This window comes from Candidatus Zixiibacteriota bacterium (assembly GCA_040756055.1).
Classification (GTDB): Bacteria; Zixibacteria; MSB-5A5; order GN15; family FEB-12.
This window is the reverse complement of sequence record JBFLZR010000005.1, coordinates 304,822-318,423: the sequence shown is the minus strand read 5'-3', so window position 1 is coordinate 318,423 and position 13,602 is coordinate 304,822. Positions and strand designations below refer to the sequence as shown.

The following is a 13,602-nucleotide window of genomic DNA, read 5'->3' as shown; positions in this document are numbered from 1 at the left end:
GCATAATTCATATCCTATGGTAGACGAAATCACCCCCGAACCTCAGGAACAGACCGGCGGCTCAATGCCGTTTTTACATCATCTGGAAGAGCTGCGGCGCAGGCTGCTGAAGTCGTTACTTTCGGTTGGAGTCATGGCCGGCGTTGCTTTTTATTTTTCGGATGAGCTGATCAAATTCATCAGGATTCCCTTTGGCGATATCCCTCTTTATAACATACAGGTGACGGGGACGTTTTACGCTTACCTGAAGATCGCTCTGTTTACGGGTGTTTTCGCCGCCCTTCCCATAGTGTTTTACCAGATGTGGGCTTTTGTTTCCCCCGGGCTTTATAGGCGGGAGAAGAAGGCGATTCTTCCGCTTGTCATAGTCTCAACTATTCTGTTTTTGGTGGGGGCGGCTTTTTGCTTTGTCGTGATGCTTCCCCTGGCGTTCCAGTATCTTCTGGGGTTTTCCGGCGGGGAGATTCAAAACCAGATCACCATCAGCAGTTACATCGACTTTATTGGCCTTTTGCTGATAGCGTTCGGATTCAGTTTCGAAATGCCCATAGTGGCTTATTTCCTTGGGAAAATGGGCATAATAAGCTCATCGTTTCTGGCCAAGGGGCGTCGGTATGCTATTGTGGTTATTCTCATTGTGGCTGCTATTATCACGCCTCCGGATGTAATCACTCAGGTCATGCTTGCGGTGCCGATGTATGCCCTATACGAGGTGTCGATTATCGTGGTCAGGCTGACCGGCCGTCGCCGGGAGGAAGTAGATGCCGCGGCGGGCGAGATTTCAGAAGCTCCGCCCGAGTAGGTATTTTAAAGCCAGCGGACTGGTACAAACCCTGATATTGACAATCGAAATTCCTTAAAGTACATTTCCTGAGGAATTAAGCGGGCGTAATTCAGCGGTAGAATGCAAGCTTCCCAAGCTTGACGTCGTGGGTTCGACCCCCATCGCCCGCTCTTTTTTATGGGCAAAAATGAATGAAAATAAAAACTGTAGACCCTGATTCACCCCTGTTCGGACTGGTAAGACCGGGATATGCGGTGGTATCCATCAACGGCAAACCGGTGCTGGACTCGATAGACTTCCGTTTTAAAACCGCCGACGAACGGGTGAAAATCAAGTTTGCCGACAGCAAAGGACGCGAGATTGAGCTTCGTCTCGATGAGAGATGTCCCGGCGACCTGGGATTGACGCTCGATGATGGCCGGGTGATGGTCTGCAAGAACAACTGCATTTTCTGTTTCGTCCATCAGCAACCCAAGGGGATGAGGCGGACGTTGTATGTAAAGGATGAGGACTACCGGCTTTCATTCACTCATGGCAACTTTGTTACGTTTACCAATACCTCCGATGAAGAAATCAAGAGGATTATAAAGCAACGGTTATCGCCGTTGTATGTGTCGGTGCACGCCACTGATGACGAGTTGCGAAGCCGGCTGCTGGGCAACCGGAATATTTTGCCGATACTGCCGCTTTTAAGAAGGCTCGTGAAGGGGGGAATAACAATCCACACTCAGTGTGTGCTCTGTCCGGGAATAAATGATGGGGAAAATCTGAAGAGGACTATCGATGAGTTGTCATCGTTGTATCCCGGCGTGGCAAGCCTGGCGGTAGTACCCGTGGGACTGACGAAATATCGTGAGAGACTACCCAAACTTCGCAAGTACAGCAGGGAAGAGGCGGCGGAGATAGTGCGATATATCGAGAGGCGGCAAAAGGAATTCACGAAGAGCCTGGGGAGCCGTTTTGTGTGGGCGGCAGATGAGTTTTATGTCGAGACGGGAAGAGACTTTCCGAAACACGCTGCTTATGAGGATATGCCGCAATTCGAGAACGGAGTGGGGATGGCGCGGGAGTTCATAACAGTATTCAACCGTCGTCGGCCGAGGCTCAGGGGGCTTAAGTCTCGCGTCAGGGCATTGATGTTGACCGGTTATTCGGCGTATCCGTTTTTAAATACTCAAACCTTGCCATACATTCGGGAAAAGCTTAAGCTCAAGCTGGCGCTGGAGCCGGTAAGAAATGATTTCTGGGGCGATACGGTAACCGTGTCCGGTTTATTGACAGGCGCGGATTTGTTGAAAGCTGCCTCAGGCAAGAAGGATGGATATGACATGGCGGTTCTTCCGCCGAATTGTCTCAATGAAGACAAGCTGTTTTTGGATGATATGTCACTGGAGCAATTCGAACAGAAGCTGGGCAGGAAGGTTGTGGTGGGAAGCTACGATCTGGCGGAGACTTTGCGGGAAGTATTTGTATGAGACTGCCTACGGTTGCCATAGTTGGTCGCCCCAATGTGGGGAAGTCCTCGCTCTTTAATCGATTCCTTCGCAAGAATGTGGCGGTCGTCGATCCGGTCCCCGGTGTGACCAGGGATCGCAACTATGCCGTGTGTGACTGGAACGGGGTGAAGTTCTATCTGGTCGATACGGGTGGTATCGTGCCGGATTCGAAGGATTTGATGGAGAAGGCTATCACCGACCAAACGGATTTCGCGATAAACGAGTCGGACCTTATCGTGTTCGTGGTTGACGCTCAGGTAGGGGCAGACCCGGTTGACTTGAAGATCGCGCGCAATTTGAACAGGTCGAAGCGGCACACCCTGCTGGTCGCGAATAAATCAGACAACGAACGGCTCGAGATGGAAGTATATGATTTCCTCAAGCTCGGGTTGGGCGACCCCTTGGCCGTGGCGGCCACTGTTGGGCGGAATATAGGGGAGCTTCTGGATAAGATAGTGACGATGTTACCGGAGTCGGAATCCGAAGAGGAGGATTCCGCGGGGGAAATAAGGGTCGCCGTCGTTGGCAAGCCGAATGTCGGGAAGTCGTCGTTCATAAACAAGCTCGTCGGCGGGGAGCGGCTTCTCGTGACGCCGATTGCCGGAACGACCCGTGATTCCGTGGATACGCCTTTTGAATATGAGGGACAGCGGTACACGTTGATCGACACCGCGGGTCTTCGGAGGAAGTATAAGGTTCATGAGAACATCGAGTTTTATACCAATCTGAGGACGGATCGTGCCATAGAGAGTTGTGATGTGGCGGTGGTGTTGGTCGATGCTACCGAGCCGGTTTCGGTTCAGGACCAGAAGGTGATGGATAAGGTCATGGGAGTACGAAGGCCATCGGTGCTGGTCGTCAACAAGTGGGATCTGGTGGAAAAGGACACTCATACGGTGGACCAGTTCAAGAAGTCCATGGGCGAGGTGGTGGCCAAGTATGCGCGTCTGCCGGTCATCTTCATATCGGCTCTGACCGGCCAGAGAGTGGCGAAGGTTTTGTCCCTGGTAAAACAGGTGCATGAAGAGAACTATCGTCGGATTGGAACGCCGGAACTGAATGATTTTTTGGAGCGGACGGTAGGGAAAAAGCATCCGCCGGCCCGCAAAGGCAAGTATATTCGCTTCTATTATATGACGCAGTCGGAGGTGGCTCCGCCGACTTTTGTGTTTTTCTCAAATTATCCCGAACTTATTGAAAAATCGTATATTAGCTACCTCAACAATCAGCTTAGGGCCTCGTTTGGTTTCGACGGGGTGCCGATCAGGCTTAAGTTTCGCAAAAAATAGGCCCGCGAGTCTGTTCTATTTCCGCTAAATCGCTGTCAGTTTTGGAGATTATTGGCTGCCGGGGTTCATTTTTGTCCGGTTTTGACCGATAATTTACGAATATGACACCAACCCAGATGTTTGAAGAGCAAATTGACGACCTGGCTGCGAGGCTGGAGGAAAAGAAGGCGGATTTGCGCGACCTGGCCACCATGGGAGCGGTGGTTACTTCGATTCATGAAATCAATGCCGTTCTTTCGGTTGCGATGGATATGTCGATCCGTCTGGTGGGAGGCGAGGTCGGTTCTATATTACTTGACTCGGGAGGCGTGCTCAAAAACCAGATATCGTGGGGAATCAGAGAAGATTTCATCAAGACGTTGAAGTTTCACAATGATCGGGAGCTTTCGACGCATGTATTCGAGGTCCGGGAAACGGTAATCCTGAGAGACCAGGGGATGGTTACTCCTGAAGGAATGCGGGTGCGAACGACGATTTGTTTGCCCATACAGACCGCGCACCGGTGTTTTGGGGTGCTTCTGGTTATCAACAAGGAAAACGAAAGCAACTATACCGATGAGGATCGGGAGATTCTCGAGATGTTGATGAATTTCGTGGCGGTGGCTATCGATAATTCGCTTCTGATGAAGGACAAGCTGAAACGTCAGAAGGTAGAGCAGGAGATGGCGATTGCCAAGCAGGTTCAGGAGACGATTCTTCCGCAGGATATCGATGGTGTCAAGGGAGCTGAGATAGGCACGGCGTATTTTCCGGCCATGGATGTCGGCGGAGACTTTTATGATATAGTGAAGATAGATGAATCGCGGTTTGTTGTTGTCATCGGTGACGTATCAAACAAGGGTGTGCCGGCGGCGCTGATTATGTCGGCGGCGGCGGGAATAATCAAGTCGGCGCTTGACCTTCAGCCGAATATCTCCGTATCGGAACTGGCGGGCAAGACGAACGAGATGCTGGCCAGCGGGATAATCAAGCATCGCGAGATGTTCGTAACGTTGTTTTTTGCCAGGTATGACCTCAAAGAGAGGGTGCTTACGTTCTGTAACGCCGGTCACGTGCCCGGTTTGCTCTGGGACAGCAAGAATCAAAAGGTTGTGGAACTCTCTGTCGGCGGACCGATCGTGGGGCAATTTCCGAATATCAAGTACAAGGAAGGTACGCGGCCGCTTGAGCCGGGGGACAGACTGTTTCTGTTTACCGACGGTCTGACAGAGGCGACAGACCGCGGCGGCCAGCTCTTCGGTCGTCAACGGGTGGAGCAAGTGTTTCAGACAGAGATAAACCTGTCGCCGAAACAGTTCTGCCTGAAGGTGAAAGGCTGGATTGACAGCTTCACGGAGGGTTGTGCTGAAGACACCATTGATGATTTCACCATTGTTCAAGTGAGGACCTGATAGTCATGTCGTCGTACGAGTTCATATATCCATCAGTTTTGGAGTCCGAGGGCAAGATGCTCAAGGACATGCTTCAGATACTTAAGAAGCACGGAGTTGATGGCCTGAGCCGACACAGTATGCTTGTCGTTATTTCGGAGGCTTTCAGCAACGCTCTGGTTCACGGCAACAGGTTGGACCCGTCCAAACAGATTAAAATAGCGGTGGATATAAACAAAAATGAAATGACTGCCGATATTATTGACGAAGGCCAAGGGGGGTTGGAAAAAATAAGCCGCCGAAAGCCCTCGGAGACGTGGGCGGAAAACGGGCGTGGAATAGGTATAATGGGACACTACGCTGCCTCGGTGGAGTTCTTCGAAATGACCGATGGCGGGCTGAGGGTCTCGATAAGGTTCAAACGCGAACACACTAATGTTGTAAACAGTCGTTAAAAATAGTCTTTCGGAGGAGATTATGGAAATAGTGATGAGAGAGGACGACGGGGTCATGATCCTGGGCTTGAGAGGGCGCCTTGATCTGGCCAGCGGAGCGGGATTAAAGGAGCAGGTGAAGGACCTTTTAGGCAAGAACAAAAATCAGCTGCATCTGAATCTCTCCGAGGTCGACTTCATAAACAGTTCCGGTCTCGGTGTCCTGGTATCGATAATGAAGGAAGCCAGACTGCACAAGGGCCGTCTGACACTTTCGAACCTTGCCAGCTACGTTCAGGAGATTTTCGAGATAACTCAGCTATCGCATATCTTCGAAATCTTCAACACCGAGAAAGAAGCCCTTGGTTCTTACCAATCCGTGAGCGCGGAATAGCGAAGTCAGCATAGTGGTGGCAGCAGATCGCCGGGCGCGGCGATCGTATGATTGACCTGGCGGCGCGAATGCGCGACCGGGACGGCCGCTGATTGACCGAATGTGAGGAAACCAGAGAATGGACCATCATTCAATTTTAGTCGTTGATGACGAATTGTTGATCAGAGATTTGCTTTACGATTTTTTCACGGATCAGGGTTGGGATATATCAATCGCCGAAAGCGGTGAAAAAGCCTTGCAGATTCTTCGCAGCAAGAAAGTCGATCTCGTTCTTACGGACCTGAAAATGCCAAACATGGACGGTTTGACATTAACGGCGGAATTGAAGCAGTCCCACCCGGAACTTCCGGTTGTCATAATGACCGGGTTTCCGTCGGTAGATTCGGCCGTGACGGCGCTCCGGCAGAAGGTGGCTGATTACATCATCAAGCCCTTCAATATTAACGAGTTATACAAGACTCTTGAAGAAAAAATTAAGGAGAGCAGGGACTCGGAAGATGACTGAAGCGAAGGTCAAAAGAGTGTTGATCGCCGAAAGGGAGCCGGAGATCAGTGAGACCCTTTGCGAGTACCTTGAGTATTCAGGTTTCGAGACGGTGACAGCGAAAACCGCCGAAGAAGTCCTGTTGAAGGTGGCGGACGAGGCCATAGGTGTTGTCATTGCGGATCACTGTCTCTGCTGCTCGACCAGTCCGAGCGTGTTGGAGAAACTCGTAGAGGTAAACCCCGGGATTGTCGTTATAATGATGCTCAGTTATCCGATGGTGGATTATGTCATTGAGGCTTATCGCAAGGGAGCGTTTGACGTGATAGTCAAGCCCGTCGACCTGTTCGAATTGGACGATATTTTACGCCGCGGCTTCGGGCAGTACGAGATGAACAAGGTATATCACTTCGTGTCGAAAAATCTCGACCGGATTAATCAGGTGTTGGATTCGGGGCAACTGACGGAGGCCGGGTTACCTGCGAATTATCGTGCGTAAAGAGGTCATTCACGGAGCCAGTACGGCGGCTGCGTGGCCGAAAAACGCGGTCGTCGGGATCTTAACTCTCGCTTTGCTTCTGCGACAGGCACTTTTGGTTTTGGGAGGAAGCGGATATCACACCTTAGGTTCGGAGGCAGCTTGCGAGACCCCAAAATTCTTATCGTAGACGACAGCCCCACAATGCGTCGTATCATAATAAACTGTCTCAAGCGAGCCGGTTTCACGAATTTTGTCGAGGCCTGCGATGGTAAGGACGCTCTGGCCAAGCTTCAGGTCGAGGATATCAATCTGATGGTTACGGACTGGAATATGCCCGAGATGGATGGTTTGACACTCGTGACCGCCGTGCGGGGAACCGAGCAGTTGAAGAATCTTCCTATTGTAATGGTAACCATGCGATCGGTAAAAGAGGATATTGTTGAGGCCATGAAAGCCGGTGTCGACGGCTACATAATCAAGCCCTTCCGCCCGGATACCCTGATAGATAAGCTCCGCAAGATTCTGTCTCCGGTTGCTTCGGACGACAAAAAGTCAGATGTTCCCGGGTAAGCGTCCGGGTTAACCGTAATCGGCACAGTCAAAAGACTCCCTTGTCAGGGGGCGAATTTCCACAAAGTTTTAGTTGAAATAGACTGATCTGATACCTAATATCATTTCACTGGAGAATGGTAATTCGGTATGGATGATAAAGATAAGCTGACTATTGAAACGCTGGTGGAGTCGGATCAGGTTTCCCGCTTTGCCGAGTCTTACGCCTCGTTTACCCGCATTATAAACTCTCTCCAGCGCAAGTACATTGAGCTGCAGGAAGAGTTTGGCGCCCAGAATGAGGAGCTGGTCAAGGCGAACCAGAAGTTGGTGGCCTTAACGCGGAAAAATATCACCGCTACCGAATTCCTCAATGGCATTCTCAGCTCCATATCGGCGGGCGTAATAGCGGTAGATCTCAACGGGAAGGTCACGCATTTCAATCCGGCGGCATCGATTATTCTCGGTATTCCGTCCAGGGAGCCGGTGGGCAAGTTATATCGCGATATTATTCCGCCCGGAACACCAACAAGCGCCAACGCTCTTCGGGCCGCCGAATCAGGGCAAGAAGTCGATTCGATTGAGAAAAGGATAGATCTCGCGGACGGTACGAGGCTTCAGGTGTCGGTATCGACAGCGGTGCTTCGCGACAATGAGCAAAGGGTAATCGGGGCGGTCGAGGTTTTTCAGGATCTGACCAAGTTCAAAAAGATGGAGCAGGAAATTGCCCGTCTGAATACTCTGGCGGCGCTCGGCGAGATGGCGGCCACGGTGGCCCATGAAGTGCGCAATCCGCTGGCGGGAATCGGAGGTTTCGCGGCGCTTTTGGAGCGGGACCTCGATGAATCCGACCCGAAGCGTCAGTTGGTGCAGAAAATTATCAAAGGGGTCAACAGTCTTAACGAGACGGTGGATACTCTTCTCAGCTACAGTCGTTTCGAAGAAGTCAACAAGTGTGAGGTGAATTACGAGAGCTTTATCAGGGCGACTATCGACCAGTTCTGCAGCGATCATCAGCAGCGAATGGATAAGGTAACCATAGATTACAGGGTGCTTCGGCACCCCACTTCGGAACCGGTGCAGCTTCATCTTGACCAGATGCTTTTCCGCCAGGTTTTATTTAATATCCTGGGCAACGCGGTCGATGCCTGTTCGGAAGATGGACTGATTGAGGTTTGCATGCAGAAGCTGCCGCGCCAGACGGCGCTGGCGAGATATGGCGACCGGACGATGCTCAGCGTCAACGAGACGGTTGTGGAGACCACAATTTCGGACAACGGGTGTGGTATAGCGAAGGAGTGTATTGACCGGATATTCGCGCCGTTTTTTACGACCAAACGAGAGGGGAATGGGTTGGGGTTGGCGGTGGCCTGGAAAATCACGAAGGCCCACGGTGGAGAGATATTCGTTGAGAATAAGGCCGACGGAAAGGGAGCAATCTTCTATCTGTTGATTCCGGCACGGATTGACGGTACGCACATGGAGTGAGGAATATGAAGTACTCTGTTTTAGTTGTCGATGATGATAAGCTGGTAAATGATTTTTTGGTCGAGACTTTGCGGCGGTCGGGCTATGACTGCAAGCCGGTTTATTCGGGCGAGGAGGCCCTGACGGTTCTCAAGGAGCGGGGATTCGATATCGTTCTGGCCGATTTGAAAATGAAGGAGATGGACGGTATTTCTCTTCTGAAGCACGCGAAGCAGTTGTATCCGGAAATTGTGTATATCATTATGACCGCGTATGGCACGGTGGAGACCGCCGTAAAGGCTATCAAGCTCGGCGCGTATGATTTTCTCTTGAAGCCGGTTCTTCCCGAGACTATCGAGCATATTCTCAACAGGGTTACGGAGATGATCCGCCTGAAGTCCGACAACGAGATTATGCGTCAGGACCTGGCCCACAAGTATCAGAACATAATCGGCAAATCGAAGGCCATGAAAGAGGTTTTTGACCTGATAGTGGCGATTGCTCAGGCCAGGTCGACAGTCATGATAACGGGAGCCTCGGGCACGGGGAAGGAGATGGTCGCCCGGGCCATTCACTATGCCTCGAACAGAAAAGATGGTCCTTTTATCAAGTTGAACTGCGCCGCTCTTCCGGAGAACCTGGTGGAGGCCGAACTCTTCGGGTATGAAAAGGGCGCTTTTACCGATGCCAAGAAGACAAACCGGGGACGGTTCGAACTGGCTGATGGTGGCACGCTGCTGCTGGACGAGATTTCCGAGATGCCATTGAATCTCCAGTCGAAACTTTTGAGGGTTCTTCAGGAGCGGGAGTTCGAGCGGATTGGTTCGAGTACGACTATATCGGTTGACGTGCGCATCATAGCGACATCGAATCGCAATCTAAAAGAATACATAGCTTCGGGCCGGTTCAGGGAGGATTTGTTCTACCGGCTGAACGTCATTCCGATCCATCTTTGCCCGTTGTGTGAGCGCAAGGAGGATATTCCGCTTTTAATCCAGCACTTCATAAATCAGTACAACGAGGAGAACGGCAAGCAGGTCAAGGGGGTGGATGATACCGCTCTGGGCATGTTCATGCACTATCACTGGCCCGGTAACGTTCGTGAGCTGGAAAACCTGATTGAGCGGGCGGTGGTGACGTCGAAGACCGACGTTCTGACGGAAGATGACTTCCCGACTGATCTGATCCTGGGGCCGATTGGCGATGATATGCCGGGGCTCAACGTGCCCATGAAGCTGGAGGAGGGGAACAAGTATCTCATATTAAAGACTCTCGAGAAATACAACGGTAACAAGACCAAGGCAGCCGAGGCGCTTGGTATAACGACTCGTACTATCAGAAACAAGCTGGCTGAGTACAAAATACAGGATTAGCCTTTTCGGTTCGTCCGGCTTTATCTCGAAAGATCCGCCATGTTTGCGGATATTCCTGTCAAAACTACTTCATAAAAAACCTATTGTGCCGATATTGAACAGGAGGACATTTATGCCTGATTGTGGGCTAACTTAACGTTGCGGCGGGTACCCGTCAGTAGATAAGAACATGGATTTTGCTACAATAATAGGTCTCGTAGTCGCGGTCGGCGCCATTGGTGGTTCATTTGTGCTGGAGGGTGGCCACCTTAGTTCGGTGTTTTTGCTTGCTCCGATGCTTATCGTAATTGGCGGCACACTGGGCGCCACGACCGTCACGACTTCCATGGAGACCGTGCTGAAAGTCCCGACTTTTCTTCGTCTGGCGTTCTCAGGCAAGGCACGGGAGTTTGGCGAGACGATAGACCGTATTGTGAAGCTATCGGAGAAGGCCCGGCGGGAAGGTATCCTCGGGCTGGAGGCAAACCTGGCGACCATTACGGATCCTTTTTTCCGCAAAGCCATTCAGTTGGTAATCGATGGTACCGAGGTGACGGCGTTGCGCGAGATTCTGGAGACCGAGATCGCTTACGTTGAAGAGCGGCACAAAAAGGGTATTATATTCTTCCAGAAGGCCGGAGGGTTTTCGCCTACGATGGGTATTCTCGGGACGGTGCTGGGGCTCATACACACTCTGAGCAATACATCAGATGCTTCGCGAATGGCTGCCGCGATCGCGGCGGCGTTTATCGCCACGCTCTGGGGAGTGGGCCTGGCGAATCTGTTCTTCCTGCCTGTTTCCGACAAGCTGCGAATGCGCCACGAAGAGGAAGTAGCCCACCTTGAGTTGATCATGGAAGGTGTACTGTGGCTTCAGTCCGGTGAAAATCCGCGAAATATTCGTACCCGTCTGATGGCGTTTATCGCGCCGAGGAACCGTTCACACGGGGTGTAAGACTTGCGACGGAAAAAGAAAGACAATCACGACAGCGAAAATCTCGAGCGCTGGCTTCTCACGTATGCTGATCTGATCACATTGCTGCTGGCTTTTTTTATTGTCATGTATTCGATGTCGCGTATTGACGCCAAGCGGTTCGGTAAAATGGCCGAAGCGCTCAGCGGTGTGCTCAAGGGAGGGACAACAGTCATCGACAATCTCAGCGAGGATGAAATTCGACGCGGCAGCGAATTAATGAAGCTTGGAGATTTACAGCGGGTTCAGCAGCAGATCGAGGATCGGTTCAAGAAACTACAGCGGGCCGAAGAACTCCAGACAGAAATCACCGAACGGGGTCTGGTGGTCCACATCATGGAGTCGGCGCTTTTCAAGGAGGGTTCGGCGTTGCTGGAAACAAAGGCGATGGATGTGTTGGATATCGTTCACGAAGAAATTGCCGGACTTCCAAATCATATCCGCATCGAGGGTCACACCGACGACAGGAAAATCAACACACCGGTGTTTCCATCGAATTGGGAGCTTTCCACCGCCAGAGCGACTCAGGTGGTGCGTTATTTTGTTGAAAATTATGGAATTGCGGCTGATAAGATGTCGGCTCTCGGTTACGGCGAGTTCAGGCCTATCCGGCCCAATAACTCTATCGAAAACCGGGCTATGAATCGCCGGGTTGATATAGTCATCCTGACCATGGAGCTTTCCATGCAGGAGCCATCGTCACAATTGTATTACATCGCTGACAATCAGTAAATTATTCACTTTCTACCGGAAATAATTTCCTCACCAAACGCTTGTCGGAACGTCCTCGGCATTGCCTGATGGTCGTCAACTGGTTGAAAATCAACAGTATATAAGCGGCCGTGTAAAATTGGCATTGGTCTTGCTTTAGTACCCTGCGAGAACATCCAGGTTTTTGGAGATTATGGAAAATAAGATTGCCCAATTTTTGTTTAGCAGAACCGGGGTTCCGAACTTAGAGAAGTATCTGGACCTCTCGTCTTTTCGTCATAAGCTGATTGGCGGCAATGTCGCCAATACTTCGACGCCCGGCTATCGCAGCAAGGATATCAGTTTTCATGACGAGTACAATCGAATGACCAAGGCGGGTAATCGGGTGTCGGGGGCGCTGACCCATGAGGCTCACATCCCGACCGGTAATCATGATGCCAAGGCTCCCGACCCTGATGAGGTTCGGGTGAAGGACGGCGACTTGAACTCGGTGGATATTGACAAGGAGATGTCCACCCTGGCGCAGAATGAATTGATGTTCACTGTGGGTGCGGCTCTTTTGCAGAGGAAGTTCGAGGGCATCCGCAAGGCGATCACAAGCGAGTAGGAGTTTAGTTATGGCCGGCTTATTGAATGCGATTGAATTGTCCGCAAAGGGGCTGTCCATTCAGCGTGCCAAGATGAACACGGTGGCCAAGAATATAGCCAACGCCGAGACCACCAGCACGCCCGAAGGCGGGCCGTACAAGCGCGAACGGGTATTGGTCAAGGAAGAGAAAGTCCAGGGGAGTTTCAGTTCGCATCTGAAGCGGGCCGGGCTCGCGCTCAGCCGCACCAATCCGGAACACATTAATACGCGCGATCTGAAGATCAGGGAGAGCACGGAATTCTCCAATGTGGATATGAAGGTTGTCGATGACTCGGAATCCGGGTACAAGCTGGTGTACGATCCCAGCCATCCGGACGCCGATGAAGAGGGATATGTGAAATATCCCGACATAGAGATAGTCAATGAGATGGTCGATATGATGTCTGCCTCGCGCGCCTATGAGGCGAACACGGTGGCGATATCGGCGGCCAAGAAAATGGCAGAGCAGTCTTTGGACATTTAATAGTATAGGAAGCAGAATTATGAAGATTAATCCTGTAGCTATTCAGTCATACCAGCAGACGGTGCGTCGTGACGATGCGGCAACGAGGCAGTTGGCGCAGGAGAATCAGTCCGATGCGGCCGTCAAAAAGGTGAACATCTCACCCCAGAACGCGGGTGAAGAGTCGCGTGTTTCGGTACGGGCGAGTGTTGGCAGTTATGCCGAGATTTTGACGCCCGAGGAAAAGAACGCGCTGGACATTTTATTCAGCCGTTTCCGCGACAGCGCTCGTTTCGGCCCGGGCTATCAGCAGGACAGCCAGGCTGACAGCGAGAGCAACCTGCTGGGCGGTATGGTGGATGTAAAGGTGTGATGATGAGCAACGCGATCGGCAACATTAATAGAATGGTACCGGGGCTTATCGAAAAGCTGGATGTAACCGGCGCGGAGAAAGCCGCCGCCCAGGTCAAAACAGACACCAATTTTGCCGAGCTTTTCTCGAACATGATCAATTCGGTTAATGATACTCAGCTGGACGCATCGCAGATACAAGAGGCTTTTATGTCGGGCGAGCCGGTCGAGCTGCATCAGTTGATGATCAAAGCGGAAGAGGCTGGTATCGCCATGGACCTGCTTCTGGAGGTAAGAAATAAGCTGCTTACAGCCTATAACCAGATAATGCAAATGCCACTTTAACCATATAAGCATGTTTGATTCAGCCATGGAT

The 13,602-nt window shown here is 51.4% G+C and carries 17 protein-coding genes and 1 tRNA gene; all 18 read left to right on the top strand.

Annotated elements, in window-relative coordinates; genetic code table 11:
• Positions 1–16 precede the first annotated feature (16 nt).
• The 18 genes from tatC to fliE all read left to right on the top strand — a co-directional run bounded on the left by tatC (position 17) and on the right by fliE (position 13,571).
• The gene (gene tatC / locus AB1483_11380; GenBank protein MEW6413051.1) at positions 17–802 is read left to right on the top strand and encodes a twin-arginine translocase subunit TatC; all 786 of its coding nucleotides are present in this window, start codon (positions 17–19) and stop codon (positions 800–802) included.
• 80 nt (positions 803–882) lie between these two features.
• Positions 883–954 (top strand) — tRNA-Gly (locus tag AB1483_11375).
• A 21-nt stretch (positions 955–975) separates the two neighbouring features.
• Positions 976–2,259, top strand: a complete 1,284-nt coding sequence (locus tag AB1483_11370) for a DUF512 domain-containing protein (protein MEW6413050.1) — start codon at positions 976–978, stop codon at positions 2,257–2,259.
• Positions 2,256–3,569 (top strand): ribosome biogenesis GTPase Der, encoded by a 1,314-nt coding sequence (gene der / locus AB1483_11365; protein ID MEW6413049.1) that lies wholly within the window; start codon positions 2,256–2,258, stop codon positions 3,567–3,569. The genes AB1483_11370 and der overlap by 4 nt, the downstream gene beginning before the upstream one ends.
• Positions 3,570–3,685: 116 nt before the next feature.
• On the top strand, positions 3,686–4,960 hold the full coding sequence (locus AB1483_11360; protein ID MEW6413048.1) for a GAF domain-containing SpoIIE family protein phosphatase: 1,275 nt from the start codon (positions 3,686–3,688) through the stop codon (positions 4,958–4,960).
• A 5-nt stretch (positions 4,961–4,965) separates the two neighbouring features.
• Positions 4,966–5,394: an ATP-binding protein gene (locus AB1483_11355; protein ID MEW6413047.1), complete on the top strand. Its 429-nt coding sequence runs from the start codon at positions 4,966–4,968 to the stop codon at positions 5,392–5,394.
• Between the two features lie 22 nt (positions 5,395–5,416).
• Positions 5,417–5,767: an STAS domain-containing protein gene (locus AB1483_11350; GenBank protein ID MEW6413046.1), complete on the top strand. Its 351-nt coding sequence runs from the start codon at positions 5,417–5,419 to the stop codon at positions 5,765–5,767.
• A 118-nt stretch (positions 5,768–5,885) separates the two neighbouring features.
• On the top strand, positions 5,886–6,272 hold the full coding sequence (locus tag AB1483_11345; GenBank protein ID MEW6413045.1) for a response regulator: 387 nt from the start codon (positions 5,886–5,888) through the stop codon (positions 6,270–6,272).
• Complete coding sequence (locus tag AB1483_11340) at positions 6,265–6,750, top strand: response regulator (protein ID MEW6413044.1); 486 nt, start codon at positions 6,265–6,267, stop codon at positions 6,748–6,750. The genes AB1483_11345 and AB1483_11340 overlap by 8 nt, the downstream gene beginning before the upstream one ends.
• A gap of 141 nt (positions 6,751–6,891) precedes the next feature.
• A complete protein-coding gene (locus AB1483_11335) occupies positions 6,892–7,302 on the top strand; it encodes a response regulator (protein ID MEW6413043.1) in 411 nt (136 codons plus the stop codon).
• A 129-nt stretch (positions 7,303–7,431) separates the two neighbouring features.
• Complete coding sequence (locus tag AB1483_11330; GenBank protein MEW6413042.1) at positions 7,432–8,769, top strand: ATP-binding protein; 1,338 nt, start codon at positions 7,432–7,434, stop codon at positions 8,767–8,769.
• Between the two features lie 5 nt (positions 8,770–8,774).
• Complete coding sequence (locus AB1483_11325) at positions 8,775–10,121, top strand: sigma-54 dependent transcriptional regulator (GenBank protein ID MEW6413041.1); 1,347 nt, start codon at positions 8,775–8,777, stop codon at positions 10,119–10,121.
• A 169-nt stretch (positions 10,122–10,290) separates the two neighbouring features.
• Complete coding sequence (locus AB1483_11320; protein ID MEW6413040.1) at positions 10,291–11,055, top strand: flagellar motor protein; 765 nt, start codon at positions 10,291–10,293, stop codon at positions 11,053–11,055.
• 3 nt (positions 11,056–11,058) lie between these two features.
• The gene (locus tag AB1483_11315) at positions 11,059–11,805 is read left to right on the top strand and encodes a flagellar motor protein MotB (protein ID MEW6413039.1); all 747 of its coding nucleotides are present in this window, start codon (positions 11,059–11,061) and stop codon (positions 11,803–11,805) included.
• A gap of 172 nt (positions 11,806–11,977) precedes the next feature.
• A complete protein-coding gene (gene flgB / locus AB1483_11310; GenBank protein ID MEW6413038.1) occupies positions 11,978–12,391 on the top strand; it encodes a flagellar basal body rod protein FlgB in 414 nt (137 codons plus the stop codon).
• A 10-nt stretch (positions 12,392–12,401) separates the two neighbouring features.
• On the top strand, positions 12,402–12,896 hold the full coding sequence (gene flgC, locus AB1483_11305) for a flagellar basal body rod protein FlgC (protein ID MEW6413037.1): 495 nt from the start codon (positions 12,402–12,404) through the stop codon (positions 12,894–12,896).
• Between the two features lie 19 nt (positions 12,897–12,915).
• Complete coding sequence (locus tag AB1483_11300) at positions 12,916–13,248, top strand: hypothetical protein (GenBank protein ID MEW6413036.1); 333 nt, start codon at positions 12,916–12,918, stop codon at positions 13,246–13,248.
• Positions 13,248–13,571, top strand: a complete 324-nt coding sequence (fliE, locus tag AB1483_11295; GenBank protein MEW6413035.1) for a flagellar hook-basal body complex protein FliE — start codon at positions 13,248–13,250, stop codon at positions 13,569–13,571. The genes AB1483_11300 and fliE overlap by 1 nt, the downstream gene beginning before the upstream one ends.
• Positions 13,572–13,602: the final 31 nt, after the last annotated feature.

Coding starts and splice junctions, on each gene's coding strand:
- AB1483_11350 (MEW6413046.1), top strand. CDS start 5,417: ATGGAAATAGTGATGAGAGAGGACGACGGGGTCATGATCCTGGGCTTG.
- AB1483_11345 (MEW6413045.1), top strand. CDS start 5,886: ATGGACCATCATTCAATTTTAGTCGTTGATGACGAATTGTTGATCAGA.
- AB1483_11300 (MEW6413036.1), top strand. CDS start 12,916: ATGAAGATTAATCCTGTAGCTATTCAGTCATACCAGCAGACGGTGCGT.
- AB1483_11330 (MEW6413042.1), top strand. CDS start 7,432: ATGGATGATAAAGATAAGCTGACTATTGAAACGCTGGTGGAGTCGGAT.
- AB1483_11320 (MEW6413040.1), top strand. CDS start 10,291: ATGGATTTTGCTACAATAATAGGTCTCGTAGTCGCGGTCGGCGCCATT.
- AB1483_11340 (MEW6413044.1), top strand. CDS start 6,265: ATGACTGAAGCGAAGGTCAAAAGAGTGTTGATCGCCGAAAGGGAGCCG.
- der (MEW6413049.1), top strand. CDS start 2,256: ATGAGACTGCCTACGGTTGCCATAGTTGGTCGCCCCAATGTGGGGAAG.
- tatC (MEW6413051.1), top strand. CDS start 17: ATGGTAGACGAAATCACCCCCGAACCTCAGGAACAGACCGGCGGCTCA.
- flgC (MEW6413037.1), top strand. CDS start 12,402: ATGGCCGGCTTATTGAATGCGATTGAATTGTCCGCAAAGGGGCTGTCC.
- AB1483_11355 (MEW6413047.1), top strand. CDS start 4,966: ATGTCGTCGTACGAGTTCATATATCCATCAGTTTTGGAGTCCGAGGGC.
- AB1483_11360 (MEW6413048.1), top strand. CDS start 3,686: ATGTTTGAAGAGCAAATTGACGACCTGGCTGCGAGGCTGGAGGAAAAG.
- flgB (MEW6413038.1), top strand. CDS start 11,978: ATGGAAAATAAGATTGCCCAATTTTTGTTTAGCAGAACCGGGGTTCCG.
- AB1483_11370 (MEW6413050.1), top strand. CDS start 976: ATGAAAATAAAAACTGTAGACCCTGATTCACCCCTGTTCGGACTGGTA.
- fliE (MEW6413035.1), top strand. CDS start 13,248: ATGATGAGCAACGCGATCGGCAACATTAATAGAATGGTACCGGGGCTT.
- AB1483_11325 (MEW6413041.1), top strand. CDS start 8,775: ATGAAGTACTCTGTTTTAGTTGTCGATGATGATAAGCTGGTAAATGAT.